Source organism: Crassaminicella thermophila (genome assembly GCF_008152325.1).
Classification (GTDB): Bacteria; Bacillota; Clostridia; order Peptostreptococcales; family Thermotaleaceae; genus Crassaminicella_A; species Crassaminicella_A thermophila.
Window position 1 is genome coordinate 1314100 of the sequence record NZ_CP042243.1, and the last position, 25738, is coordinate 1339837.

Sequence of the window (25738 nt, forward strand, 5' to 3'; positions counted from 1 at the left end):
GTGGGGTGATTGAATGGAAATCGGAGCTTATTCTCATAAGGGGAAAGTTAGGGAAATAAACGAAGATGCATATTATATATCAAAAGGAGATTTAAATTTATTTATAGTGGCTGACGGAATGGGTGGGCATAATGCTGGAGAAGTTGCAAGTAATATAGCGATTAATTCTATCAAAGAATTTATGGAAATTCATATAGATCAGTTTTTGGATAAAGATGAAGAAAAGGTTTGTGAATTTTTAAAGAAAGCAACGTTTGAAGCTAATAAAAATATTTTTAAAAAAGCTATAAGCGAAAAAGAATGTCAAGGAATGGGTACCACATTAACAGTAGTACTTATTTTATCAAAAGTATATATAGCACATGTAGGGGATAGTAGAGCCTATCTGATACATAACAATAACATATCTCAAATTACACAAGATCATTCCCTTGTGGCAGAACTTTTAAGAAATGGAAGTATTACTGAAAATGAGGCTAAGATTCATCCACAAAGAAATATGATAACACGTGCATTAGGGACTGAAGAAAATATAATAATAGATATCTATACTTTAGATTTTAATTCAGATGATATTATTTTTTTATGTACAGATGGTTTATCTAATTTAATAGAAACAGATGAAATAAAGAGGACATTAATAGATTGTGATAATATGCAGCATGCATGTGTACATCTAGTAGAATTAGCGAATGAAAGAGGAGGATATGATAATATTACAGTTATTGCGATTAAAAATAGATATAAGGAAGAATCGAGGTGAAAAAAATGATAGGAAAAATTTTAGGTAATAGATATGAAATTATTGAAAAAATTGGCGGCGGAGGAATGGCTTTAGTATATAAAGCAAAATGTAAGCTTTTAAACAGATATGTAGCTGTAAAAATATTAAGGCCAGAATTTACAAGCGATGAAGAATTTATCCGTTCATTTAAAAAAGAATCTCAAGCTGCTGCAAGCTTATCACATCCTAATATTGTAAATATTTATGATGTTGGAAATGATGATGATATATATTATCTTGTAATGGAATATGTAAAAGGAAAGACATTAAAACAGATTATCAAAGAAAAAGGACCTCTTCAACTTGAAGAAACAATAAATATAGGAAAGCAAATTGCACTAGCGTTGCAACATGCACATAATAACCATATTGTTCATAGAGATATTAAACCTCACAATATAATGATAACAGATGATGGGAGAGTTAAAGTTACAGATTTTGGAATTGCTAAAGCTGTAACTTCTTCGACTGTTACAAATACAGGAAATGTAATAGGTTCAGTTCACTATTTTTCACCTGAGCAAGCTAGAGGGGGATATATTGATGAAAAATCAGATTTATATTCTCTTGGAATTGTTCTTTATGAAATGGCAACAGGTAAAGTACCTTTTGAAGGAGAAAGTCCTATTTCAATTGCTCTAAAGCATATTCATGAAGATATAAAGCTTCCTTCAGAGATAAATAAAAATATACCAAAAGCATTAGAGGATATTATATTAAAGGCTACTCAAAAAGATCAAACAAAACGATACAATAGTACAAAAGATATCTGTGAAGATTTAGAACAAGCTTTAAAACAGCCATCAGGCAGTTTTGTAAAAATTGAAGATGATGATGATAGTCCTACTCAAGTTATTCCTGCTATTAAAGATGAGGATATAAAATTGAAAAATTCTACTTATGAACGAAAAAACAGTCAAAAAAGTAATCGTACTATTATGTGGAGTGCAATTATAACAGCTTTTATATTAGCACTTATTTTTACAGGTGGGCTATTTTATCTAAAAAAATTGTTTATTGTTCCAGAGAAAGAAGTTCCAAGTTTAATAGGTATAGAATTAGAAGAGGCAAAGACAAATTTAGAAAATCTTGGATTTGGTGTAGAAGTGGCTGCTGAAAAAAATAGCGATCAATATAAAAAAGGGTATATTATTGATCAAGAACCGGCTGCAGGAAAAATATGTAAGGAAGGATATACAATTAAATTGACAGTTAGTAAGGGACCTAAACTGGTAGAGGTTCCAACGTTTATAAACAAGAATATTAACGAGATAGAATATCTTTTAGAAAATGCAGGGCTAAAAGAAGGAATTGTAAAATATGAGAATCACACATTGCCTATTGGTGTAATTATTAGTCAAAGTCCACAGGCACGTAAAAAAGTACCGAAGGGTTCAGAAGTAAATTTTGTTGTTAGTCAAGGACCTCGGATACGATTTATTTTAATGCCTAGTTTGGTTGGTCAGGATATTAATAGTGCTAAAAGGACTATTGAAACATCAGGTTTGAAATTAGGAAATGTTGAATATAGATTTGATGAGAATGTTCAAAAGGATATTGTTATTTCACAAAGTATTAAAGCAGGAACTGAGGTAGAAGAAAACAAAGCGATAAATTTAGTTGTTAGTAAAGGACCTGAAGAAGTGAGTCAACCTTCAGAAGAAGAAGAATTGCAAATGAAATCTGTTTCATTTCCATTATTTTATGATCAAGCAAAGCAAGAAGAATTTGTTCTAAAAATCGTAAAAATTCAAAATGGTATTTCAACAGATGTCTATAGTGCAATTCATCATAAATCAAAAAGTGGGAAAGAAAAAATAACAATCAAAGGCAGAGACAAAGCAACAATTGAAATTTATTTTGATAATGAGTTGATAACTACTAAGCAAATAGACTTTGAAACGGGGAAGATATATGATTGATGGTATTATTACAAAAGGAATAGGAGGATTTTATTACGTTAAAACGGATGAGGTCATATATGAATGTAGAGCAAGAGGAAAGTTTAGAAAAGAACAAATAACGCCTTTGGTAGGGGATAAGGTAAAGATTACCATTGATTCTTCAACGAAACAAGGTGTTATTGAAGAAATAATTAAGAGAGATACAGAGTTTATTCGGCCTCCAGTTGCAAATGTAAATCAAGCAATTATCGTTTTTGCAGTAAAAAAACCTGATCCAAATCTCGTATTGTTAGATAGATTTCTGGTTATGGCAGAAAATGAAGATGTAGATGTAGTTGTTTGCTTTAATAAAATAGATTTAGATGAAAAATATTTATTGGAGTTGAAAAAGATCTATACCTGTGCAGGATATCCTGTAGTTAGTACAAGTGTAAAAAATAAAATAGGAATAGACACATTTAAAGATATATTAAGAGATAAGATAACAGTTTTTGCAGGACCATCTGGAGTAGGGAAATCTTCTCTTTTAAATGAAACACAACCAAATCTTGCTCTAAAAACTGGAGAAATTAGTGAGAAAAATAAAAGAGGAAAACATACTACTAGACATGTTGAACTATTAGAATTAGATTTTGGAGGATGGGTGTTAGATACACCAGGTTTTAGTTCTTTAAATTTGGATTTTATTGAAGAAGATCAATTACAATTCTTATTTAGAGAATTTGTACCATATATAGGAAGTTGTAAATTTAGTGGATGTAAACATTTAAATGAACCTAAATGTGCAATAAAAGAAGCTGTATTACACAATACAATTAACAAATCAAGATATGAAAGCTATATTCAGTTACTAAAAGAAATAAATCAAAAGAGGAGGTACTAACCGTGGTAAAACTTGCACCATCTATATTATCAGCAAATTTTTCAAATTTGTTAGAAGATATAAAAAAAGTAGAAGATGCTGGAGTAGACTTACTTCATATCGATGTAATGGATGGACATTTTGTACCTAATATTACAATCGGACCGTTAGTTTTAAATAGTATTAAAGGCAAAACAAAAATTCCTTTTGATGTACATTTAATGATAGAGAATCCAGATAAATATATAGCTGATTTTGTTAAAGGAGGAGCGGATATTATAACAGTTCATATAGAGGCTTGTCCGCATATTCATAGAACTATACAAAATATTAAGTCTTATGGAGTGAAAGCAGCAGTTGCTTTAAATCCTGCTACCCCAATAAATTCACTTGAATGTATATTTGAAGATTTAGATATGATTCTGTTGATGTCTGTTAATCCTGGATTTGGAGGACAAAAGTTTATTTCATTTGTATTAGAAAAAATAAAGCAACTACGAAAAATTATTGATGAAAAGAACTTAAATATAGATATTCAAGTTGATGGTGGCATTAAGATTGATAATGCAGCTGAAGTTGTAAGGGCAGGAGCAAATATATTGGTTGCAGGATCAGCAATTTTTAATACAGATGATATAGAGGAAACAATAAGGTTATTCAGAGAAAAAACGAGCAGTATATAAATGGAGGTTTTTCATGAAATTTATTGTTGTATCTAATGGAAACATTTGTGATTTTAGTTTAATAAGAAAAGTAATAGATAAAGATGCTATTATTATTTGTGCTGATGGAGGGGCAAGGTATTTATTTAAGATGAACATATTGCCTCATGTTATTATTGGGGATTTAGATTCACTTGATGAAGAATTAAAAGATTTTTTTAAAAAGAAGAATGTAGATTTTTATAAATTCCCCCAAAAAAAAGATTATACAGATACTGAATTAGCTATAGAGTATGCTTTGAGTAAAGGTGCTACAGAAATAATTTTTTTAGGAGCAATAGGGAGTAGAATGGATCATACTATTGCAAATATTACATTGTTATTACCTTTAGTGAAAAAAGGAATAAAAGCAAAAGTTATTGATGATTATAATGAAATTGTGATTGTCAATAAAGATTTGAAAATAAAAGGTGAGATTGGAGAAATATTATCTATTATTCCAATATCAGAGAAAGTTGAAGGGATTACTTTAAAAGGATTAGAATATCCGCTAAATGATGCTACTATATCAATGGGAGAAACTATTGGTATAAGTAATAGATTTATAGAAACACAAGCTAAAATATCTATTAAAAAAGGTAATATTTTAGTGATAAAAGCAAGAGATTAAACCCATATTAATGGGTTTTTTTTGTTCCATAAATTATTATAGACGAATAGAATATAATAATAACTAAAATACATATTTATAAATGGGGTGGTGTTTTGGGAAAAAGGAGATTGATTAGAAAAATTTTAGGGATTTTACTTGCTTTAGGAGGAACAATCATTCTTATAGAATATATACCATTGTGGATTTGGTATTGTGTTTTAGGGGGATTATGTATAATTTTTTTGCTATTATTATTTAAAATAATTTAAGGAGAGAGATGATTTTGAGAAGAAAGTATAACTATTTTTGGAGAAGAATTGAAAAAAAATTTATAGGATTGATGCTTCTAGCTATAGGTATAGCTATTATTGCAATTATAATTCTTCCACCTAGTGCATGGATAATTCTAGCAGCGTTAGCTTTGATTTTTATAGGATATAAACTGTTTTGTGGATATTAATAAAATAAATAAAGCCTACCTAGATAGGCAGGCTTTAAAAAGCTATATAGCTCTTTCAACCTTATTAGAACGAAGACATCTAGTGCAAACGTTGATTCTTTTTGGAGAACCGTCTACAATAGCTTTTACTTTCTTAATGTTTGCTCCCCAAGTTCTTCTTGAATGACGATTAGAGTGACTTACAGAATTACCTGATATTTTGCCTTTTCCACATACGTCGCATGTTCTTGACATATATAACACCTCCTTCGAGTGAGTATGCAAATTGAAAACATTGTTATTTTACCATATCTTTAGTGTATTTTGCAACAATTATGCAAAAATAATCAATATAAATATATAAATTATTGTAAGAAATACTTACTTAAGTTGAATCGTTAAAAAAATTCATATAGAATATAGTATATATTTTATTAAGTATATGAAAGGGAGGATAAAAATGGTAGCTAGATTAGATAATAAACTAGGAAGTATTTTTATAGATAATGAGGTTTTAGGATCTATTGCAGGTATATCAGCTATGGAATGTTATGGATTAGTTGATATGTCAAAAAAGTCAACAGCTAGTGGTTTAGCTGAGTTACTTAAACGTGAAAATGTAAGTAAAGGAGTAAAAATAAGAACAGAAAAAGATGAAATTATTATTGATTTATATGTAGTTGTTGAGTTTGGAACAAAAATATCTACTGTTGCAAAAAATATCATAGATAAAGTAAAATATAATATTGAAACAATAACAGGGTTGAAAGTCAAACAAGTAAATATCAATGTACAAGGGGTTAGAGTGGGAAAGTAGTTTGAGGAGGTACTATTTTGAAAATTAAAGTTGTAGATGGATTATTACTAAAGAAGATGTTTATTAATGGAGCGTATTTTCTTGAAGAGAATAAGAGAGTAGTAGATGAGTTAAATGTTTTTCCTGTTCCTGATGGAGATACAGGAACTAATATGTCTCTTACCATGAATGCTGCAGTAAAAGAAGTAGAAGCAGTATCTAATACTATTGATGATGTGGTAGAGGCTGTAGCTAATGGATCTTTAATGGGAGCACGAGGTAACTCTGGAGTGATTTTATCACAATTATTTAGAGGTTTTGCTAAAAGTTGCAAAGGAAAAAACAAACTAACGACAGTTGATTTAGCACATGCTTTTATCAGTGCTTCAGATACTGCTTATAAAGCTGTAATGAAACCTATAGAAGGCACAATACTAACAATTGCTAGGGAAATAGGTGAAAAAGCAGTTGAAATAGCAAGAGAACAACAATATGTTGATACATTTTTGCAAACACTTATCATACATGCAGAAAAGGCTTTAAATAAAACTCCGTCTATATTAAAAGTTTTAAAAGAAGCGGGTGTTGTCGATGCTGGAGGTAAAGGACTTATATTTATTTTAAAAGGTTTTTACAAAGCAATTACAGGTATTGATAAAAGTATTCAATTATCAGAGAATATTAATATTGAAGATAAAAATTTAGAAGATTTTACTGATATTACTTTTGGGTATTGTACAGAATTTATTATTAAGGGGAGCAATATTGATCTTGAAGAGATAAAGGAGAAAATAAAAGATTTTGGAGATTGCATGCTAGTAGTAGGTGATGAGAGATTAGCTAAAGTACATATTCATACAAACAATCCAGGTATTATTATTGAAAGTGGATTAAAATTTGGAGAACTTACCAATATAAAAATTGATAATATGAGGCAACAACACCAAAATAAAGTTTTCGAAGTGATAGATGAAAAAATCAAAACTGAAATGAAAGAATATGGAATGATTGCAGTTGCAAAGGGAGAAGGATTAATTGATATTTTTAAAGACTTAAATGTTGATGAGATTATTTCTGGTGGACAAACTATGAATCCAAGTACACAAGATATAAAAAAAGCTATAGATCTTGTTCAAGCTAAAAATATTTTTATTTTTCCTAATAATAGTAATATAATACTAGCAGCAAATCAAGCAAAGGAATTAAGTGATAAAAATATTATTGTTATTCCATCTAAAACAATACCGCAGGGAATTTCATCTATTTTAGCTTATAATGAAGATTTAAGTATAGATGAGAATATAGAATTTATGATGGAAGCATTAAAAAATGTAAAAACAGGTCAAATTACTTATTCTGTAAGAGATACAAAAATGAACGATATGGATATAAAAGAAGGAGATATTTTAGGTATAATAGATGGAGATATAGAGGTGGTATGTAATGATGTAGAAGATGCAGCTTATAAACTTTTAGAAAGTATGATTGATGAAGGTGATGAAATTTTAACTATTTTTTATGGTAAGGAAAGTGATAAACAAAAGGCATCTAATCTTGCTAAGAGAATAGAGGTTCTTTATACGGATATAGACGTTGAAGTTTATTATGGGGGGCAACCACTTTATTATTATATTTTCTCTGTAGAATAGGAAATGACTGTAGTCATTTCCTATTCTATTATGAGTGATAACTTCTACTCAATTGGAGGGAGAGTTTATGAATGATTTAAAGCAATCTATTCAGTATATAAAAGGTGTTGGACCGAAAAGATTGAAACATTTAGAAAAAATGGGGATTTATAATATTGAGGATTTTATATATTCATTTCCAAGAGAATATGAAGATAGAAGTAATATAAAAAAAATTATAGATGTTAAAGATAATGAAAAAGTTACTTTAAATGTTACTGTATTTGGAAAAGTTCAGGAAAAATTATCTAAAAAAGGGTTAAAAATTTATAAACTTCCTGTTAGAGATAGTACTGGGATAGCTTATGCAATATTTTATAATGCACATTTTGTAAAAAGTATCTTTAAGGTTGGACAAATGATTAATCTATATGGAAAAACAAAGAGGAATTTTGGAGAAATACAAATATTGCATCCGAATTATGAGTTTGTAGAGAATGATTTAACAAATACTCCTAGTAGTATTATTCCTATTTATACTCTTACTAATGGTTTGACACAAAAGGATATGCGAAACTTAGGAAAAAATATTTTGAACCTATATGGGAATTTGATTCAAGAATATATTCCTAATGATATTTGTAAAAGAAATAGACTTTGTGATATTCAATATGCTTTATGGAATATTCATTTTCCAACATCATTAAAAGCGTTGAAAATTGCAAAATTCAGATTAGTTTTTGAAGAATTATTTATTTTGCAATTAGGTTTATGGTTAATTAAGAATAAATTAAACAATAATATAGATGGAATTACTTTTCATAAAAAAAAGGAGATTGATAAATTTATTAAGTCTTTGCCATTTCAATTAACAAAAGCACAAATAAGAGTATTAAGAGAAATAGAAAGAGATATGGAAAGTAATAAGGTGATGAATAGGCTTGTTCAAGGTGATGTTGGATCAGGAAAAACAATTATTGCTATAATAGCATTATACAAAACTATTTTAAACGGATATCAAGGTGTATTAATGGCACCAACTGAAATATTGGCAGAACAACATTTTGAATCATCTAAAGAATTATTATTACCTTTAGGAATAAAAATAGAGTTATTATCTGGAAGTATTCCTAAAAAGAAAAAGGAAGATATATTAAAAAGACTAAAAGATGGAGATATAGATATTGTTATAGGAACTCATGCATTAATTCAAGAAAATGTACATTTTAAAAAACTAGGACTTGTTATTACTGATGAACAGCATAGATTTGGAGTAAGGCAGAGGAGTTTATTATCAAATAAAGGATTAAATCCTGACGTTTTAGTAATGACTGCGACACCTATACCCAGAACGCTTGCTTTAATTCTTTATGGAGATTTAGATATTTCTATAATAGATGAATTGCCTCCTGGAAGAAAAAAGGTGAAGACGTATTGTATAGACGAAAAAAAAAGAAAGAAAGTATATGATTTTGTAAAAAAGGAAATAGAATCTGGTAGACAAGTATATGTTGTTGCTCCTTTAGTAGAGGAATCAGAAAATATAGATGCTAGATCTGCATTAGATATTTATATTGAATTAAAAGAAAATTACTTAAATAACTATAAAATTGGATTATTGCATGGAAAAATGAAATCCTATGAAAAAGATCAAATAATGGAAGAATTTAAGACAGGAAAGATACAAGTTTTAGTAGCTACTACTGTAATTGAAGTGGGAGTGAATGTGCCGAATGCATCCGTTATGATTATAGAAAATAGTGAGCGTTTTGGATTAGCACAACTACATCAATTGAGAGGAAGAGTGGGTAGAGGAAAGTATCAATCTTATTGTATTTTAATCAATTATGGTAAAAGTGCAATATCAAAAGAGAGAATGAAAATTATGGAAGAAAGTAGTAATGGCTTTGTTATTGCTGAGAAGGATTTAGAATTAAGAGGGCCAGGGGAATTTTTTGGAACAAAGCAGCATGGTTTGCCAGAACTTAAAATTGCCAATCTATTTAAGCATGTACGTATACTACAGAAAGTACAGAAAGAAGCTGAGATACTCTTAAAGGAAGATAAAAATTTGTCATTAGAAAAGAATATATTTCTGAAAAAAAGGATTATAGATAAATTTGGTAGTAAAATTGAACAATTAAGTCTTTAAATCTGTTATGATTACCATTCTGTTACACTTAAGCTAAAAAATACTAGATATAATTTCCTTCATATTGGTTAAATTAATAGTACAACACAATAGGGAGGTGAAATAGATGCCAAATACAAATAGTAAAGTTGTTCCTGAAGCAAAAGCTGCATTAAATCAAATGAAATTTGAAATTGCAAATGAATTAGGATTAAGTAATTATCAAACAATTGATAAAGGAAATTTAACTGCTAGACAAAATGGTTATGTAGGAGGATACATGACTAAGAGATTAGTTGAAATGGCTGAAAGACAAATGTCTGGTAAATAATATATAAATAATAAAGAAGAGATAGTTTTATCTCTTCTTTATTATTTATATATGGCGAAATTTAAATTCATAAAAAAATACTGGTGATTAATCACCAGTATCGGGAGAGGAGAAATGAAGGAAGAGCTCTAAGGGGAATTGTATTTTATGTGTTTATATATTTAATATGCCTAAAAGTTGTAGTTATTATACATATGATTCGTAAAATATTTTAATATTATTTTGTTTAAAATTTGCTTATATGCTAAAATATATTTATTGAAAGGAGAGAATTATGTGTGAGAGTAATTGCAGGTTCATCAAAAGGTATGAGATTAAAAGCACCAAAAGGATTAGATACGAGACCAACTACAGATAGAGTAAAAGAAGCTATTTTTAGCATGATAAATCCATATATTATGGATAGTATTATATTAGATCTTTTTGCAGGAACTGGTAGTTTAGGTATTGAAGCTTTGAGTAGAGGAGCAGAGAAAGCCTATTTTGTAGATAATAATAAAAATAGTATAAAAATAATAAAAGAAAATGTTGAGCATACAGGGGTTAAAGAAAAAAGCACAATATTATTTGGTGATGTACAAAAGCTAATCAAGGAATTGGCTTCAAATAGAATTAGGTTTGACATTATATTTATGGATCCACCTTACTTGAAGGGACTAATTATACCGTCTATTGATATTATCGATGCTGAAAATGTATTGAATAAGGAAGGGATAATTGTAGTAGAACATGATTTTAAAGATATATTACCTAAATGTGTAGGGAGATTTATAAAATTAAAAGAAAAAAAATATGGAAAGACATTAATATCTATTTATTCAGAGGAGGAATAACAATGAAAACAGCAGTATGTCCCGGAAGTTTTGACCCAGTTACAAATGGACATTTAGATATAATAAAGAGAACTTCAAAAATGGTGGATAAGGTTATTGTAGCAGTTCTTTATAATCCAAGTAAAAATCCTCTTTTTAGTGTTGAAGAAAGGATAGAATTGCTAAGAGAAGTTACAAAAGATATACAGAATATTGAAATTGATTGTTTTTCAGGATTGTTAGTTGATTATGTAAATCAAAAAAATATAGATGTAATTGTTAAGGGATTAAGAGCAGTTTCTGATTTTGAATATGAATTTCAAATGGCACTGATGAACAAAAAATTAAATTCTGAAGTTGAAACAATTTTTATGATGACAAGTAGTGAGTATTCATATCTTAGTTCAAGTATAATAAAGGAGACATGTAAATTTAAAGGATGTATTGATGGATTGGTTCCTGATCCGGTAAAAAAGGCTTTGTTGAAAAAGTATAAATAGCGAAAAGGAGGGGTATAAATTGAATGCATTGCGTCTGTTAGATGAATTAGAAGATATTATTGAAAGTAGTTCTTCTATTCCATTAGCTGGTAAAACCCTTGTAGATAAAGAAGAAATCCTTGATATTATTAAAGAAATAAGAATTCAACTACCAGATGAAGTTAAGCAAGCACAATGGATCAAAGAAGAAAGACAAAGAATATTAATAGAGGCTCAAAAAGAAGCTGATTCAATTATGGAAAATGCAAAAGTACATATTGAAGAAATGGTTGAAAAAGATGAAATTACAAAAATGGCGCAGAAGCGAGCAGAAGAGATTATTTCTCAGGCGCAAATAAATGCAAAAGAGATTCGTCTAGGAGCAAGGCAGTATACGGATGAACTGCTAGCAGGTGTACAAAAAAACTTTGAAGATTTATTAAATACAATAAAAGAAAATAGAAATGAATTAAAGGGAATGAAGGGGTAAAACCCTTCATTTTTTGTTAATTTTTGAAAGGGTATGTGCCAATAAAAACATTATTTGCAATACTATGGATATTACAATAATAGATATGGTCATAATCATGAATAATTTTGATGAAAATAATATTTTTGAAGTCCAAGTAGGAGTAGTTTTTATTGAATATTGAAAGAAAACAGGTGTATTTATATGACTAAAAATAGAATGCGTTATTGGAACTATAAGGAACACAAAAAAGCCGGATAGTATAGCATGTAAAAATTTTGAGAAAATATAGATTCCAGTACTTATATCTGTTTTACTAAGTAAACTAGAAGCTTGTGCATGGATAGAAAAGCCACTCCAAGAAATAATCATTGTAGCTAAAACGGCTTGCTGTATAAAAGAAATGTTAGAGATTTCAGAAAGAAGTTTGCATCCCATTGTTATTTCAAATATACCACTTACAATTGCCCTACATATTGATGCATCAAGGTGAAATATGTACAAATATTTTTGAATATAATTAGAAAATATATCAATAAGGCCTATTATTGTTAAAAGCTGGATAATAACTGAAAAAAGAATAATAAAGCCTCCAATAATAAAGAGAGTTTCCATAGAATTTTTTACAGATGTTCCTAATAAAGCACCAAAAGTACTTTCTTTGTTTTGGACTACTTTAAACATTTCGCAAAAGGCTCTTTTGATATATCCTTTTTGTTTTTTAGTAGAATTTTTTCTTTTATGCTTAAACTTGTAAAACCTAAAGAGAATTCCTGTTGTAATTGCTCCTAAATAATGAGAAAGAGCTATAGTTGTTCCCAATTGTAGGTTATGAAACATGCCAATAGAAACAGCACCAATCATAAAAAGAGGACCTGAAGTGCTACAAAAAGATATGAGTCTTTGAGTTTCAATTCTACTAAATATTCCTTTGTTTCTAAGTTGAGTAGCTAATTTAACTCCTATAGGATATCCAGATGTTATACTCATTGCTAAAACAAAAGAACCTTCACCAGGAACGTTAAAAATTGGTCTTATAATAGGCTCTAAAAGTATCCCAATAAAATTTACTACACCTAAACCAATAAGTAGCTCAGCACCAATAAAAAAGGGTAATAATGCGGGAAAGACAACATTAAACCAAGTGTTGATGCCAAGTTTTGCAGCTTCAAAAGCTTGTTGAGGGTATTTTATTATACTAAGGACTAAGAAACTAACAATACAAACTAAGCAGATATGTTTTATTTTATACAATAAAGGTGTGTTTTTTAATATATAATAAATACAAGTAAGTACTATTATAAGAATAAGTAAAATCATATTATTCCTCCTAAAAATAAATCTATTCATATATATTTAAAAAATAAAAAAAATAGTACTTAATTCGATCTAATTAAGTACTAAATTAATTCGAAAAAATAAGGTTTTTTATAATAATCATTTCCTCCAATTCTATTATTAATATTAGGGTATCCTAAACTATAAACATTAGTAGCTAAAATATCAAAAAATAGCATTTGTTGTGCAATATTATTTGATAGATTTTGTTTGTTGATATTTGTTAAAATAGGTATGTTAGAGGACTTCTTTAATTTTTTTAATAATTTTGTTCCTTTTGATGAAAAAGCCAATATACGAGCATATTGTGAGCCTCCATATTGATTAAACTTATAAATATGATCTTTTGTGATGCCTAATAAAGCATGAATAAAAATTCTTTGTAATCTTGTACGTGTATATCTTTTTGTTTTCGATAAATCAAGTAAATTTTGCAAATTTATAGCTTTTACAGAAGCTTCTTTTATTCTATTTTCAAGACCTTCATTTACATCCATAATTTTCATAAGTGTAGATTTTGATATTGTTCGGAGGTTATACAAAATAAGTTTATCAAAATCATTATAAAATACAGGAGAAAAACCTTCTTTCAAGCTATTTTTAAGGGTTTGAAAACTATTTAAAGGCATTACCTTTGTTAAATTGTTTATATGGTAATTTTCTTGTGAAAGATAAGTTCTTATGGCAGTAGCACTACAGATATTATTTTTAATATCAGCTGAATGGTAATCAGCTTTAATTCTTTTAATAGTGTAAGGTTTAATTGAACTATTTAATTTTATTAAAGATTTGATATACTCAATTCCTAAAATATTATTAGGAGATTTTAGGATTGAATCTAAGTTCGTATCAGAAAAATACTTACTTAATGCTTTTTCACGAGCACGTGGAAAAGAAATTCCTTCAGATAAAAATTCTTTTAAATAGTTTTTGTATGAACTCGGTTCAGTCGCTAGAACTTTTGAAATTAACTTTAATTCTTCTATCTTACCTACTTCACTTCCAAAACAAATATAATCAACTATATTTAGGCTATTTAACAAGGATATGCTTCCATATGCAAAAAGCTCAGCACTATTACAAGCATAAACGACAGGAAGCTCAATGACTAAGTCAATTCCTTCTTTTACGGCCATTTCTGCTCGTATCCATTTATCCGTTAATGCAGGCTCACCACGTTGCAAAAAATTACCACTCATCACTACGATTGTATGTGTAGCATTAGTTTGTTTAACGGATTTTAATAGGTGATATTTATGACCATTGTGAAAAGGATTATATTCTGTTATTAAGCCAAGAACTTTCATTGGCATCCCTCCAAAAATTAATAAGATAAATATAATATTACTAAATTTAGCTAATAATATCAAAAAATAAGATAAATATCTATTTTTCTACTTGAAAAAATTTTATAGTACTTTATAATTAAAGTGATAAAAGGGAAATTGTATAAATATTATAACAAATCCTTGTGTTAAAAATATATTAAGGAGGACATTTCAATGAATGTATTAGTTATTAATTGTGGTAGTTCATCACTAAAATATCAATTAATTAATATGAGTGATGAAAGTGTATTAGCAAAAGGTTTAGTAGAAAGAATAGGCATAGAAGGTTCTGTGCTTAAACATGAGGTTCCAGGAATGGAAAAGGTTATCATTGAAAAAGATATGCCTGATCACAAAGTAGCTTTAAGTCTTGTGATTGATACACTTGTAGATGAAAAACATGGTGCAATTAAAGACATGAAAGAGATTTCTGCAGTAGGTCATAGAATTGTTCATGGAGGTGAAAAATTTAGTGCTTCTGTAGTTATTGATGATGAGGTAATAAAAGCAATAGAAGATTGTATTGAATTAGCACCACTTCATAATCCTGCAAACCTTATGGGAATAAATGCTTGTAAAGAATTAATGCCAGGTACTCCAATGGTTGGTGTATTTGATACTGCATTCCATCAAACAATGCCTAAGTCATCATACATATATCCACTACCATATGAGCTTTATGAAAAATATGGAATTAGAAAATATGGATTCCATGGAACAAGTCATAGATATGTATCTCAAAAAGCAGCAGATTTTCTTGGTAAAAAGTTAGAAGACTTAAAAATTATAACTTGTCACCTAGGAAATGGAGCAAGTCTTGCTGCTATTGATGGAGGAAAATCTATTGATACAAGTATGGGATTCACACCACTAGAAGGTTTGGTAATGGGAACTAGATGTGGAGATATTGACCCTGCTATTGTTACTTTTATCATGGAAAAAGAGAATTTAGATATAGCAGGTGTAAACAATTTATTAAACAAAAAATCTGGTGTATTGGGAATCTCTGGAGTAAGCAGTGACTTTAGAGACATAGAAAATGCTGCTGAAGGAAATGAGAGAGCTCAACTTGCACTTGATGTATTTAATAAACGTGTAAAAAAATATATTGGTGCTTATGCTGCTGAGATGGGCGGTGTAGATGTTATTGTATTTACAGCAGGACTTGGTGAAAATTCTGCTTCAAATAGAGAAGAGATCTGTAAAGGATTAGAATTTATGGGAGTAAAAGTGGACCCTGAAAAAAATAATATAAGAGGAAAAGATGCTATTGTAAGTACAGATGATTCAAAAGTTAAAGTGCTTGTTATTCCTACAAATGAAGAATTAATGATTGCAAAAGATACACAAGAATTATTAAAATAATAAAAGGTAGGATATTTCCTACCTTTTTTATCTTCAAATGATAAATTAAATAACTATCAAGTATTTTAGCTTGACAAATATGTGCTCCATTTGTATAATTAATTCTGTTAATGTGATGAGGTGAAATTAATGAGAGTCAATTTAACCGAATTAGTAGAGGGTCAAAAAAAAGAATTAGATCTTGAAGTAGAAGCTAAAATTGAAAATATAGGTTATTTTGGTGATGAAATACCCTTAGTTGCTCCTGTTGTTTTTAAAGGAAAAATATATAATGCAAATGGAGAAATATATATAGAAGGTATAGTTGAAAGTACAGGAGAATTTAGCTGTTATAGATGTTTAGAAAAGTTTCAGAAAAAAATCATTGGTGAAATTCATGAAAAATTAATTTATGAGAGTTCTCCTCAAGCTGAAATAGAGGAATATTTCATAATAAAAAATAATATGATTAATATTTCAGAAATAATGGAGAATGTTTTAATTTCAGCTCTTCCTATGAAAATAGTTTGTGATGAGCAATGTAGAGGATTATGCTTAGTCTGTGGTGAGAATCTTAATAAACATCAATGTAATTGTGAAAAAGATGAGATTGATCCAAGACTTGCTAAATTAAAAGATTTGTTACAATAATATTAAGGAGGTGGAAATAATGGCAGTACCTAAGAGAAAAACATCTAAAGCAAGAAGAGATAAAAGAAGAGCAGCAAATATTAAAATGACTAGTCCAAATATTGTTGAATGTCCACAATGTCATGAACCAAAATTACAACATAGAGTATGTAAAAAATGTGGTTTTTATCATGGAAAAGAGGTAATGGAAGTTAAGTAATAAAAAATAGTAATGATGATATCATCATTACTATTTTTTATTTATTTAACAATTTTTTATAGTCTGCTTCAGATATACAAAGAATAAAATAAAAAGTACAAGTAGGGTAGTTGATTTATTAGATAAAATAATATATACTAAATATTAGTATCAGGTACTAAACTCAAGTACTAAAAGAGGTGGAGTGGATGCCTAGGAAAAGAAAGCCTAAAAAAGTAAGGCAATCAGAATTATTAAAAAAAATTGAAAATCAGCCTTTTGTTACAGATGAAGAACTGAGTGAACATTTTCAAGTTAGTATACAAACAATACGTTTAGATAGATTGGAATTAGGAATTCCTGAATTAAGAGAGAGAATTAAAAAAGTCGCAGAGAAAAATTATTCTAAGGTTATAAGTTTAGGAGAATCAGAAATCGTTGGTGAATTGATTGATATAAACCTTAATGAAAATGGTATTTCTATGCTTCAAACAACGGAAGATATGGCATTTAAAAAAACGAAAGTGGTAAGAGGCCACCATATTTTTTCAATGGCTGAATCTTTAGCAATGGCTGTGATTAATGCACAAGTAGCATTAACAGGTGTTGCAAATATGAAATACAGAATACCAGTTTTAGCAGGAGAAAAATTAGTTGCAAAAGCAGAAATAGTAAAAAAAAGGGGAAATAAGTATTTCGTTCATGTTAAAATATACGTCAAACAAGAGCAAGTTTTTAGAGGGAAATTTATTCTTGTATCCATAGAGGAAGAGTAAGAGGTGGTTATTATGATAATTGCAGTTGATGGGATGGGCGGAGATCATGCACCAAAGGAGATAGTCAAAGGATGTATTCAAGCAATAAATGAGTTAGACGTTGAAATAGCTTTAATAGGAAAAAAAGATCTTTTGGAGAAAGAGTTATCAAAGCAAAAGTTTAACCGTAGTAGGTTACATATAATGAATGCAACAGAAATAATATTAAATGAAGATAAACCAGTACAGGCAATAAGAAAGAAAAAAGATTCATCTATGGTTGTAGGTTTAAATTTACTAAAGGAAAAGAAAGTAGATGCTTTTATTTCTGCAGGAAATACTGGGGCACTACTTGCAGGAAGTTTGTTTATATTAGGGAGAATTAAAGGGATAGATAGACCAGCTATATCTGCTGTATTTCCTACATCAAAAGGAATGTCTTTATTAGTAGATGCTGGAGCAAATGCTGAGTGTAAACCAAGAAATCTTCTAGAATTTGGATTGATGGGTTCTGTCTATTCTGAAAAGGTACTAGAAAAGAAAAATCCCTCTGTAGGATTAGTGAATATTGGGGCAGAACAAGGAAAAGGGACCCCGTTAATAAAAGAGTCTTTTGAATTATTTTCAAAAACAGATTTGAATTTTTATGGAAATGCGGAAGCGAGAGAGATTCCAAGAGGAATTGTCGATGTTATTGTATGTGATGGTTTTGTAGGAAATGTGATTTTAAAACTCACTGAAGGTGTAGCGATGACAATTATGTCTATGCTTAAGAAACAATTTACAAAAAATATTATAAATAAATTAGGGGCTATGTTACTTATGCCTTCTTTAAAAGAATTCAAAAAAAATCTTGATTATACTGAATATGGAGGAGCACCATTATTAGGAGTAAAAGGTGCTGTTATCAAAGCTCATGGAAGTTCTAATGCAAAAGCTATAAAAAATGCAATTAAGCAGGCAAAGGTTTTTGCAGAAAAAGAAGTTGTTCAAGTAATAAATAATGAAATAAGTAGAATAGGAGATGAAGAGAATGCATAATAAATTTAGATCGGTAGGAATATTAGGAACTGGAAGTTATTTACCAGAAAAAGTGCTTACAAATCATGATCTTGAAAAAATTGTTGATACCTCTGATGAATGGATTGTTAAGAGAACTGGAATCAAAGAAAGACGCATTGCAGATGAAAATACTGCTACTTCTGATTTAGCTACAAAAGCAGCGTTAAAGGCATTAGAAAATGCAGGAGTTTCAGCAAAAGAAATTGACTTAATTATTGTAGGTACAGTTACACCAGATATGGTTTTTCCTTCAACAGCATGTATTGTTCAAAAAAATATTGGGGCAGAAGGAGCAGCTGCTTTTGATTTAGAAGCAGGGTGCTCAGGCTTTTTATATAGTTTAACTGTTGCACAGCAATTTATTGCAACTGGTATGTATGAAAAGGTATTAGTAATTGGAGCTGAAACATTATCAAAAATTATCGATTGGACTGATCGAGGAACTTGCATATTATTTGGAGATGGAGCTGGAGCAGTAGTGTTAGGTCCTACAGAGGATGGAATGGGAATTCTATCAGCTTCTATGGGTGCTGATGGAGAAGGTGGAAAATTCCTAAAAGTGCCAGCCGGTGGATCAAGAATGCCAGCATCTATAAAGACAGTTGAAGAAAGACTTCATTCAATAAGGATGGATGGTAGTGAAGTATTTAAATTTGCAGTTAGAGCTATGAATAAAGCATCTTTAGGAGCATTAGAGCTTAGTGGATATGGAATTGAAGATATAGATTATCTTGTACCACATCAAGCAAATACAAGAATTATTAATTCAGCAGCAAAAAAATTAAAATTAGATAATGAAAAGGTACATATAAATTTAGATAAAGTTGGGAATATGTCAGCTGCATCTATACCAGTAGCTCTAGATGAAGCTGTAAGATTAGGCAAAATTAAAAAAGGAGATTTAGTAGTGATGGTAGGTTTTGGTGCAGGTCTTACATGGGGAGCTAGTGTAATTAAATGGAATAAGTAGTATAATAAGGGGGTGTGTATATGTTAGACTCAAAGATATGTAAATTATTGAATATCAAATATCCAATTATTCAAGGAGCTATGGCATGGATATCTACAGCAGAACTTGCTGCTGCAGTTTCTAATGCTGGAGGGTTAGGGATTATTGCAGCAGGTAATGCTCCTGCAGATATTATAAAAAAAGAAATAGAAAAAATAAAGGAATTAACAAATAAACCTTATGGGATTAATGTAATGCTTTTATCTCCATATGTTGATGAGATAATGGATTTAGTCGTTGCAGAAAAAGTTCCTGTGATTACTACTGGGGCAGGTAATCCTGGGAAATATATGGCTGCTTTAAAAAAGGCTAATACAAAAGTCATACCGGTAGTTCCTTCAGTAGCTCTTGCTAAAAGAGTTGAAAAAGCTGGGGCTGATGCAATAATTGTTGAAGGAACTGAAGCTGGAGGACACATAGGTGAGTTAACAACAATGGTATTAGTACCACAAGTAGTAGATGCTGTAAATATTCCAGTTATTGCTGCTGGAGGGATAGCAGATGGAAGAGGAATGGTGGCTGCTTTTGCTTTAGGAGCAGAAGGGGTACAAGTAGGAACTAGATTTGTATGTTCAAAAGAATGTACAGTTCATGAAAAATATAAAGAGAAAATTTTAAAGGCAAAAGATAGAGATACAGTAGTAACAGGAAGAAGCACAGGTCATCCAGTAAGAATTTTAAGGAATAAATTATCAAAGGAATTTGAAAAGTTAGAAAAGGCAGGCGCTTCTACAGAGGAGTTAGAAAGCCTAGGAGCAGGGAAGTTAAGAAGTGCTGTGATTGAAGGAGATGTTGAAAATGGTTCTGTTATGTCAGGACAAATTGCAGGACTTGTAAAAGATATAAAGCCTTGTAAAGAAATTATTGATGAAATGATGAAGCATCTTACAAAAACTTATCAATCAATTGGTCGTTTATGCAAATAATAAGGGGTGAAGAAAATGTCAAAAATAGCTTTTGTTTTTCCTGGCCAAGGAGCCCAATATGTTGGAATGGGAAAAGATATAGTGGAAAATTTTGAAGTAGCAAACAACGTTTTTGAACTAGCTAGTGAAGCAATTGGTTACGATATGAAAAAAATGTGTTTTGAGGGACCAGAAGAAGAATTAAAGAAAACTGAAAATACGCAGCCTGCAATACTTACTACATGTATAGCAATTGCAAAAGTTCTTGAAGAAAAAGGGATAGTGCCAGATATAACTGCAGGATTAAGTCTAGGAGAATATGCATCTCTTGTTATTTCTAAAGCAATGGATTTTAAAGATGCAGTTTCACTAGTAAAGAAAAGAGGAAAATATATGCAAGAAGCTGTTCCATTAGGAATAGGAACAATGGCAGCAATTTTAGGTATGCAACGAGAAGATTTAGAAAAAGCTCTTGAGAGAGCAGAAGAATTTGGAATTGTTGAAGCTGCGAATTTTAACAGTCCTGGACAGATTGTTATTTCAGGAGAAGTTAAAGCGGTTGAGAAAGCATGTGAATTTGCAAAAGAATTAGGAGCTAAAAAAGCTGTAATGTTACCAGTAAGTGCGCCTTTCCATTGTTCAATGCTTATACCAGCAGGAGAGAAATTAGAATTAGAATTAAAAAATATTGATATTAAAGATTTGCAAATACCAGTTATTGCAAATGTTCATGCTGATTATTATAAAGATAAAAAAGAAGTAATAGATTTATTAGTAAAACAAGTTAGTAATTCTGTTTTATGGGAAGACAGTGTCATAAGAATGATGGAAGATGGTGTAGATACGTTTATTGAGATTGGACCGGGTAAATCTTTAAGCCAATTCATCAAAAAAATAAGTAAAAAAGTAAAGAAACAAGTAATTACTTATAATATAGAAAACAGTGAAACTTTAGATAAAGTTTTAGATAACTTGGCAAATAAATAGGAGGTTGAAAGAAGTGAATTTAATTGGAAAAACTGCCGTTGTAACAGGTGGTTCAAGAGGAATTGGTAAGGCAATTGCCTTAAAATTAGCAGAATTAGGAGCAAATGTTGTTGTAAACTATACAAGGAGTTCTGATAAGGCAGATGAAGTTGTAAAGATTATAAAAGATATGGGGAGAGATGCAATTGCTTTAAAAGCAGATGTTTCAAATACTGAGGAAGTGAAAAACTTTTTTAAAGAAATTGAGAAAAAGTTTGATACAATTGATATATTAGTAAATAATGCAGGTATTACAAAAGATACTCTTCTTATGAAAATGAAGGATGAAGACTGGGATAAAGTAATTAATATAAACCTTAAAGGTACATATAACTGTACAAAGGCAGTAACAAGAAAAATGATGAAACAAAGAAGTGGAAAGATTATAAATGTAGCATCTGTTGTAGGCGTAATGGGGAATGCTGGTCAAGCAAATTATGCAGCATCAAAGGCTGGAATTATAGGTTTTACAAAATCTGTTGCTAAAGAATTAGGATCAAGAGGAATTAACGTAAATGCTGTAGCCCCTGGTTTTATACAAACAGAAATGACAGATAAATTATCCGAAGAGGTAATAGAAAATTATTCTAAAAATATTCCTTTAGGTAAGTTAGGAACGCCTGAAGATGTAGCAAATGTTATCGCGTTTTTATGTTCAGATGGGGCGAGATATATTACAGGGCAAGTTATAAATATAGACGGTGGAATGGTTATGTAATATTTTAGATGAGAGGAGGTGAGATACCTATGGTATTTGATAAAGTTGTTGAGATAATTGTAGACCAGTTAGGATTAGATAGTACTGATGATATTACTCCTAATACTTCATTAATGAAAGATCTAGAGGCAGATTCATTAGATGCTGTTGAGATTATTATGGCATTAGAAGATGAATTTGATATAGAAATTCCTGATGAAGATGCTGAAAATTTTAAAAATATTGGAGATATTGCGAAATATATTGAAGAGAACAAATAGATGAATTTAGTCCCGAATCATTCGGGACTAAACCAATAATGAATAATTAGGGAGGTTTTTAACTTGAAGAGACGAGTTGTTGTTACTGGAATTGGAGCTATTACTCCCATAGGAATAGGAAAAGAAAATTATTGGAATGCATTAAAAGCAGGAAAAAGTGGGATCGGTAAAATAACAAGATTTGATGCAACAAACTTTACAGCTCAGATAGCTGCTGAAGTAAAAGACTTTCAACCTACAGACTATCTTGATAAAAAAGAAGCAAAAAGAATGGACAGATTTATACAGTATGCAGTTGTTGCTAGTAAAATGGCAGTAGAGGATTCAGGACTTGATTTAGAAAATATAGACAAAAATCGATTTGGGGTAATTTTGGGATCTGGAATCGGTGGAATTGAAACATTTGAAAAAGAATATGATAAGCTTTTAAATAAAGGACCTGGTAGAGTAAGCCCATTTTTTATTCCTATGATGATTTCAAATATGGGTGCAGGTCAAATATCTATGACACTTGGAGCAAAGGGACCAAATGCTACGGTAGTAACTGCATGTGCATCTTCAACAAATGCTGTTGGTGATGCTTTTAAAATTATTCAAAGAGGAGATGCTGATATAATGGTTACAGGTGGTACAGAAGCTTCAATAACTCCTCTTGCAATAGCTGGATTTTGTACTATGAAAGCATTGTCTACAAGAAATGATGATCCAATGAAAGCTAGTAGACCTTTTGATAAAGACAGAGATGGATTTGTAATGGGAGAAGGTTCTGGAATTCTTATATTAGAAGAATTAGAACATGCCTTAAATCGTGGAGCACACATTTATGCAGAAGTAGTAGGGTATGGAATGAGTGCAGATGCACATCATATTACTGCACCAGCTCCTGAAGGTGAAGGAGCTGCGAGAGCTATGAAAAATGCAATTAAAGATGCAAATATATTGCCAGAGGATATAGATTATATTAATGCTCATGGAACATCTACGCCTCTAAATGATAAGTTTGAGACGATGGCAATAAAATCTGTATTTGGAAAGCATGCATATGAGTTAGCTGTAAGTTCAACAAAATCGATGACAGGGCATCTTCTTGGAGCTGCAGGAGGAATAGAAGCTATAGCTTGTGCATTGGCAATACAAGAGGATTTTATACCACCAACAGTTAACTATACAACTTCTGATCCAGAATGTGATTTAGATTATGTTCCAAATGAAGGAAGAAAAAGAATTGTAAGATATGCTTTATCAAATTCACTAGGGTTTGGTGGACACAATGCAACCATTATATTAAAAAAGTATGAATAATGATGGGAAGTCTACATAAGGCTTCCCTTTACTTTTTCTAAATGAATAGAAACTTTTAAAATCATATAAAAAAGTGTACAATAAGTATTGATACAAAATTAAGGTTTACGCAAAGGAGGACGTACATGCATAGTAATAGAAAGTTAGTTTTAAATGAATTTATGAATCTGTTAGGATATACATTTAATAATATTAACTTATTAAATGAAGCGTTAACTCATAGTTCGTATGCAAATGAAAACAAAAAAAGAAATTTAAAATATAATGAGCGACTAGAATTCTTAGGAGATTCTGTATTAAGTATTGTAATAAGTGATTATTTATATAATTCTTTGCCAAATTTACAGGAAGGAGAGCTTACAAAAATTCGGGCGAGCATTGTATGTGAACCATCTCTTGCGGAGTGTTCTATAAATATGGATATAGGTAAATACCTTTTATTAGGAAAAGGAGAAGAGGTAACAGGAGGAAGACAGAGAGTTTCTGTGTTGGCGGATACATTTGAAGCAATTATTGGAGCTATGTATTTAGATGGAGGGCTTACAAATGTTAAACAATTTATATTAAGAAGTTTAAAAAAGACAATAGAAGATGCAATAGAAGGTAAGATTTTTAAGGATTATAAAACACACTTGCAAGAAATTGTTCAAAGTGTAAATACTGAAAAAATTATGTATGAAGTAGTAAATGAGGAAGGGCCAGATCATAACAAAGTTTTTTATGTTCATGTAAAAATAGGTGAAAAAGTTTTAGGAAAAGGTTCTGGAAAAAGCAAAAAGGAAGCAGAGCAAAATGCAGCCAAAGAAGCATTAAAGAAGGTGATCTAATATGGGAAAAAAACACTACATTATACCTATATTTGTACCACATAAGGGTTGTCCGTTTGATTGTATTTTTTGCAACCAGAAAAAAATTACTGGAAATATAAAAGATATATTACCTGAAGAAGTTGATTTACAAATAAAGGAATATGTCAATACAATTAAGGATGTCGAAAATAAACATGTAGAAATTGCTTTCTTTGGAGGGAGCTTTACAGGGATTGAAAAGTATAAACAAGAAGAGCTTTTAAAAATTGCTTTAAAATGGAAAAAAAGAGGAGTTATAAAAGATATAAGAATATCAACAAGACCTGATTATATAAATAAATTTATTATGGAGTTTTTACAAAAATTTGGTGTATCTATTATTGAACTGGGAGTTCAATCAATGGATCAAAATGTGTTGTTAAAAAGCGGAAGAGGACATACAAAGGAGGATGTAATAAATGCAGTAAAAGTGATGAGGCAATTTGATGTAAAGATAGGATTACAGATGATGATTGGTTTACCTGATGATAATCCTCAAAAAATTAATAAAACAGTAGAAGAAATTATTAGATTACATCCTGATTTTGTAAGGATATATCCTACGTTAGTTGTGAAAGATACTTATTTGGAAAAAATGTATTTAGAAGGGCAATATGAACCGTTAACGTTGGAAGAAGCAGTTGAAATTTCTAAAAATCTATTATTAAAGTTTTTGCAATGTGAAATACCAGTAATAAGAATAGGTCTACAGCCAACAGAGAATATTCTACTTGGAAGAGAAGTTATTGCAGGTCCATTTCATTCTTCTTTTAGACAGTTGGTAGAGTCAGAGATTTTCAAAGAAATGTTGGATAATTTGTTTTTAAAATTTAATATAAAAGATATGCCTATTGAGCTACAAGTAAATGATCGTTATGTTTCTAGTTTGGTAGGACATAAAAAAGAGAATATAGATTTTGTTAAAAATAAATATGAAATAAAAAAAATAAGAATTATTAGAAATAACAGATTAGATGATGGTGAGATAAAAATATTTATGAAATGTGGTAAGTCAATAAGCTACAATATGAAACAATATGCTGATAATGCAATTTAAAACTTATC

Annotated in this window: 30 protein-coding genes; 27 read left to right on the plus strand and 3 right to left on the minus strand. The window is 30.0% G+C overall.

Annotation, left to right across the window (positions count from 1 at the left end):
- Nucleotides 1-13 precede the first annotated feature (13 nt).
- The 7 genes from FQB35_RS06235 to FQB35_RS15815 all read left to right on the plus strand — a co-directional run bounded on the left by FQB35_RS06235 (nt 14) and on the right by FQB35_RS15815 (nt 5324).
- Nucleotides 14-763 carry a Stp1/IreP family PP2C-type Ser/Thr phosphatase gene (locus FQB35_RS06235; protein ID WP_148809155.1) on the plus strand — a complete coding sequence of 250 codons (750 nt, stop codon included), beginning with the start codon at nt 14-16 and terminating at the stop codon, nt 761-763.
- Nucleotides 764-768: 5 nt separating this feature from the next.
- On the plus strand, nt 769-2706 hold the full coding sequence (gene pknB / locus FQB35_RS06240) for a Stk1 family PASTA domain-containing Ser/Thr kinase (RefSeq protein ID WP_148810779.1): 1938 nt from the start codon (nt 769-771) through the stop codon (nt 2704-2706).
- A complete protein-coding gene (gene rsgA / locus FQB35_RS06245) occupies nt 2699-3571 on the plus strand; it encodes a ribosome small subunit-dependent GTPase A (protein ID WP_148809156.1) in 873 nt (290 codons plus the stop codon). The genes pknB and rsgA overlap by 8 nt, the downstream gene beginning before the upstream one ends.
- 2 nt (nt 3572-3573) lie before the next feature.
- Nucleotides 3574-4233 carry a ribulose-phosphate 3-epimerase gene (gene rpe / locus FQB35_RS06250; RefSeq protein ID WP_148809157.1) on the plus strand — a complete coding sequence of 220 codons (660 nt, stop codon included), beginning with the start codon at nt 3574-3576 and terminating at the stop codon, nt 4231-4233.
- 13 nt (nt 4234-4246) lie between these two features.
- The gene (locus tag FQB35_RS06255) at nt 4247-4882 is read left to right on the plus strand and encodes a thiamine diphosphokinase (protein ID WP_148809158.1); all 636 of its coding nucleotides are present in this window, start codon (nt 4247-4249) and stop codon (nt 4880-4882) included.
- 95 nt (nt 4883-4977) lie between these two features.
- Nucleotides 4978-5133: a hypothetical protein gene (locus FQB35_RS15810; protein ID WP_168198261.1), complete on the plus strand. Its 156-nt coding sequence runs from the start codon at nt 4978-4980 to the stop codon at nt 5131-5133.
- Between the two features lie 14 nt (nt 5134-5147).
- On the plus strand, nt 5148-5324 hold the full coding sequence (locus FQB35_RS15815) for a hypothetical protein (RefSeq protein WP_168198262.1): 177 nt from the start codon (nt 5148-5150) through the stop codon (nt 5322-5324).
- Nucleotides 5325-5366: 42 nt separating this feature from the next.
- Here the strand turns inward: FQB35_RS15815 and rpmB are convergent, their stop codons facing one another.
- A complete protein-coding gene (gene rpmB / locus FQB35_RS06260) occupies nt 5367-5558 on the minus strand; it encodes a 50S ribosomal protein L28 (RefSeq protein WP_148809159.1) in 192 nt (63 codons plus the stop codon).
- Nucleotides 5559-5763: 205 nt separating this feature from the next.
- On the opposite strand from rpmB, the gene FQB35_RS06265 reads away from it, so the two are divergent.
- From FQB35_RS06265 to FQB35_RS06295, 7 genes are all read left to right on the plus strand, one after another.
- Nucleotides 5764-6120 (plus strand): Asp23/Gls24 family envelope stress response protein, encoded by a 357-nt coding sequence (locus tag FQB35_RS06265; protein ID WP_148809160.1) that lies wholly within the window; start codon nt 5764-5766, stop codon nt 6118-6120.
- Nucleotides 6121-6176: 56 nt separating this feature from the next.
- Nucleotides 6177-7748: a DAK2 domain-containing protein gene (locus FQB35_RS06270; protein ID WP_168198395.1), complete on the plus strand. Its 1572-nt coding sequence runs from the start codon at nt 6177-6179 to the stop codon at nt 7746-7748.
- A gap of 67 nt (nt 7749-7815) precedes the next feature.
- Complete coding sequence (gene recG, locus FQB35_RS06275) at nt 7816-9879, plus strand: ATP-dependent DNA helicase RecG (protein WP_148809162.1); 2064 nt, start codon at nt 7816-7818, stop codon at nt 9877-9879.
- Between the two features lie 106 nt (nt 9880-9985).
- Nucleotides 9986-10189, plus strand: a complete 204-nt coding sequence (locus FQB35_RS06280; RefSeq protein WP_148809163.1) for an alpha/beta-type small acid-soluble spore protein — start codon at nt 9986-9988, stop codon at nt 10187-10189.
- Between the two features lie 278 nt (nt 10190-10467).
- Entirely contained in the window at nt 10468-11022 is a 555-nt protein-coding gene (gene rsmD / locus FQB35_RS06285; protein WP_148809164.1) for a 16S rRNA (guanine(966)-N(2))-methyltransferase RsmD, read from the plus strand.
- 2 nt (nt 11023-11024) lie between these two features.
- Entirely contained in the window at nt 11025-11501 is a 477-nt protein-coding gene (gene coaD / locus FQB35_RS06290) for a pantetheine-phosphate adenylyltransferase (protein ID WP_148809165.1), read from the plus strand.
- A gap of 19 nt (nt 11502-11520) precedes the next feature.
- A complete protein-coding gene (locus FQB35_RS06295; RefSeq protein ID WP_148809166.1) occupies nt 11521-11970 on the plus strand; it encodes a V-type ATP synthase subunit E family protein in 450 nt (149 codons plus the stop codon).
- Between the two features lie 6 nt (nt 11971-11976).
- Here the strand turns inward: FQB35_RS06295 and ylbJ are convergent, their stop codons facing one another.
- Nucleotides 11977-13269, minus strand: a complete 1293-nt coding sequence (ylbJ, locus tag FQB35_RS06300; protein ID WP_168198263.1) for a sporulation integral membrane protein YlbJ — start codon at nt 13267-13269, stop codon at nt 11977-11979.
- A gap of 80 nt (nt 13270-13349) precedes the next feature.
- Nucleotides 13350-14594: a nucleotidyltransferase gene (locus FQB35_RS06305; RefSeq protein ID WP_148809168.1), complete on the minus strand. Its 1245-nt coding sequence runs from the start codon at nt 14592-14594 to the stop codon at nt 13350-13352.
- 195 nt (nt 14595-14789) lie between these two features.
- On the opposite strand from FQB35_RS06305, the gene FQB35_RS06310 reads away from it, so the two are divergent.
- The 13 genes from FQB35_RS06310 to FQB35_RS06370 all read left to right on the plus strand — a co-directional run bounded on the left by FQB35_RS06310 (nt 14790) and on the right by FQB35_RS06370 (nt 25730).
- Nucleotides 14790-15980, plus strand: a complete 1191-nt coding sequence (locus tag FQB35_RS06310; protein WP_148809169.1) for an acetate/propionate family kinase — start codon at nt 14790-14792, stop codon at nt 15978-15980.
- A 129-nt stretch (nt 15981-16109) separates the two neighbouring features.
- Nucleotides 16110-16610, plus strand: coding sequence for a YceD family protein (locus FQB35_RS06315; RefSeq protein ID WP_148809170.1), 501 nt, complete (start codon nt 16110-16112; stop codon nt 16608-16610).
- 19 nt (nt 16611-16629) lie between these two features.
- Nucleotides 16630-16809 (plus strand): 50S ribosomal protein L32, encoded by a 180-nt coding sequence (gene rpmF, locus FQB35_RS06320; RefSeq protein WP_148809171.1) that lies wholly within the window; start codon nt 16630-16632, stop codon nt 16807-16809.
- 188 nt (nt 16810-16997) lie between these two features.
- On the plus strand, nt 16998-17564 hold the full coding sequence (gene fapR, locus FQB35_RS06325) for a transcription factor FapR (protein ID WP_148809172.1): 567 nt from the start codon (nt 16998-17000) through the stop codon (nt 17562-17564).
- A gap of 12 nt (nt 17565-17576) precedes the next feature.
- Complete coding sequence (gene plsX / locus FQB35_RS06330; protein ID WP_148809173.1) at nt 17577-18584, plus strand: phosphate acyltransferase PlsX; 1008 nt, start codon at nt 17577-17579, stop codon at nt 18582-18584.
- Nucleotides 18577-19575 (plus strand): beta-ketoacyl-ACP synthase III, encoded by a 999-nt coding sequence (locus FQB35_RS06335; RefSeq protein WP_148809174.1) that lies wholly within the window; start codon nt 18577-18579, stop codon nt 19573-19575. The genes plsX and FQB35_RS06335 overlap by 8 nt, the downstream gene beginning before the upstream one ends.
- 20 nt (nt 19576-19595) lie before the next feature.
- Nucleotides 19596-20540: an enoyl-[acyl-carrier-protein] reductase FabK gene (fabK, locus tag FQB35_RS06340; RefSeq protein WP_148809175.1), complete on the plus strand. Its 945-nt coding sequence runs from the start codon at nt 19596-19598 to the stop codon at nt 20538-20540.
- Between the two features lie 15 nt (nt 20541-20555).
- Complete coding sequence (fabD, locus tag FQB35_RS06345; RefSeq protein ID WP_148809176.1) at nt 20556-21506, plus strand: ACP S-malonyltransferase; 951 nt, start codon at nt 20556-20558, stop codon at nt 21504-21506.
- 13 nt (nt 21507-21519) lie between these two features.
- Nucleotides 21520-22263 (plus strand): 3-oxoacyl-[acyl-carrier-protein] reductase, encoded by a 744-nt coding sequence (fabG, locus tag FQB35_RS06350; RefSeq protein WP_148809177.1) that lies wholly within the window; start codon nt 21520-21522, stop codon nt 22261-22263.
- A gap of 29 nt (nt 22264-22292) precedes the next feature.
- The gene (acpP, locus tag FQB35_RS06355) at nt 22293-22523 is read left to right on the plus strand and encodes an acyl carrier protein (protein WP_148809178.1); all 231 of its coding nucleotides are present in this window, start codon (nt 22293-22295) and stop codon (nt 22521-22523) included.
- A 63-nt stretch (nt 22524-22586) separates the two neighbouring features.
- Nucleotides 22587-23825 carry a beta-ketoacyl-ACP synthase II gene (gene fabF, locus FQB35_RS06360; RefSeq protein WP_148809179.1) on the plus strand — a complete coding sequence of 413 codons (1239 nt, stop codon included), beginning with the start codon at nt 22587-22589 and terminating at the stop codon, nt 23823-23825.
- A gap of 125 nt (nt 23826-23950) precedes the next feature.
- Nucleotides 23951-24652 (plus strand): ribonuclease III, encoded by a 702-nt coding sequence (gene rnc / locus FQB35_RS06365; RefSeq protein ID WP_148809180.1) that lies wholly within the window; start codon nt 23951-23953, stop codon nt 24650-24652.
- Between the two features lies 1 nt (nt 24653).
- The gene (locus FQB35_RS06370) at nt 24654-25730 is read left to right on the plus strand and encodes an elongator complex protein 3 (RefSeq protein ID WP_148809181.1); all 1077 of its coding nucleotides are present in this window, start codon (nt 24654-24656) and stop codon (nt 25728-25730) included.
- The last annotated feature ends 8 nt before the right edge of the window (nt 25731-25738 follow it).

Excerpts from the sequence above, each read along its gene's own strand:
- FQB35_RS06235 (WP_148809155.1), top strand. The coding sequence starts at position 14 with ATGGAAATCGGAGCTTATTCTCATAAGGGGAAAGTTAGGGAAATAAAC.
- pknB (WP_148810779.1), top strand. The coding sequence starts at position 769 with ATGATAGGAAAAATTTTAGGTAATAGATATGAAATTATTGAAAAAATT.
- rsgA (WP_148809156.1), top strand. The coding sequence starts at position 2,699 with ATGATTGATGGTATTATTACAAAAGGAATAGGAGGATTTTATTACGTT.
- FQB35_RS06255 (WP_148809158.1), top strand. The coding sequence starts at position 4,247 with ATGAAATTTATTGTTGTATCTAATGGAAACATTTGTGATTTTAGTTTA.
- rpmB (WP_148809159.1), bottom strand. The coding sequence starts at position 5,558 with ATGTCAAGAACATGCGACGTATGTGGAAAAGGCAAAATATCAGGTAAT.
- FQB35_RS06265 (WP_148809160.1), top strand. The coding sequence starts at position 5,764 with ATGGTAGCTAGATTAGATAATAAACTAGGAAGTATTTTTATAGATAAT.
- FQB35_RS06270 (WP_168198395.1), top strand. The coding sequence starts at position 6,177 with ATGTTTATTAATGGAGCGTATTTTCTTGAAGAGAATAAGAGAGTAGTA.
- recG (WP_148809162.1), top strand. The coding sequence starts at position 7,816 with ATGAATGATTTAAAGCAATCTATTCAGTATATAAAAGGTGTTGGACCG.
- FQB35_RS06280 (WP_148809163.1), top strand. The coding sequence starts at position 9,986 with ATGCCAAATACAAATAGTAAAGTTGTTCCTGAAGCAAAAGCTGCATTA.
- coaD (WP_148809165.1), top strand. The coding sequence starts at position 11,025 with ATGAAAACAGCAGTATGTCCCGGAAGTTTTGACCCAGTTACAAATGGA.
- ylbJ (WP_168198263.1), bottom strand. The coding sequence starts at position 13,269 with ATGATTTTACTTATTCTTATAATAGTACTTACTTGTATTTATTATATA.
- FQB35_RS06305 (WP_148809168.1), bottom strand. The coding sequence starts at position 14,594 with ATGAAAGTTCTTGGCTTAATAACAGAATATAATCCTTTTCACAATGGT.
- FQB35_RS06310 (WP_148809169.1), top strand. The coding sequence starts at position 14,790 with ATGAATGTATTAGTTATTAATTGTGGTAGTTCATCACTAAAATATCAA.
- FQB35_RS06315 (WP_148809170.1), top strand. The coding sequence starts at position 16,110 with ATGAGAGTCAATTTAACCGAATTAGTAGAGGGTCAAAAAAAAGAATTA.
- rpmF (WP_148809171.1), top strand. The coding sequence starts at position 16,630 with ATGGCAGTACCTAAGAGAAAAACATCTAAAGCAAGAAGAGATAAAAGA.
- fapR (WP_148809172.1), top strand. The coding sequence starts at position 16,998 with ATGCCTAGGAAAAGAAAGCCTAAAAAAGTAAGGCAATCAGAATTATTA.
- plsX (WP_148809173.1), top strand. The coding sequence starts at position 17,577 with ATGATAATTGCAGTTGATGGGATGGGCGGAGATCATGCACCAAAGGAG.
- FQB35_RS06335 (WP_148809174.1), top strand. The coding sequence starts at position 18,577 with ATGCATAATAAATTTAGATCGGTAGGAATATTAGGAACTGGAAGTTAT.
- fabK (WP_148809175.1), top strand. The coding sequence starts at position 19,596 with ATGTTAGACTCAAAGATATGTAAATTATTGAATATCAAATATCCAATT.
- fabD (WP_148809176.1), top strand. The coding sequence starts at position 20,556 with ATGTCAAAAATAGCTTTTGTTTTTCCTGGCCAAGGAGCCCAATATGTT.
- acpP (WP_148809178.1), top strand. The coding sequence starts at position 22,293 with ATGGTATTTGATAAAGTTGTTGAGATAATTGTAGACCAGTTAGGATTA.
- rnc (WP_148809180.1), top strand. The coding sequence starts at position 23,951 with ATGCATAGTAATAGAAAGTTAGTTTTAAATGAATTTATGAATCTGTTA.
- FQB35_RS06370 (WP_148809181.1), top strand. The coding sequence starts at position 24,654 with ATGGGAAAAAAACACTACATTATACCTATATTTGTACCACATAAGGGT.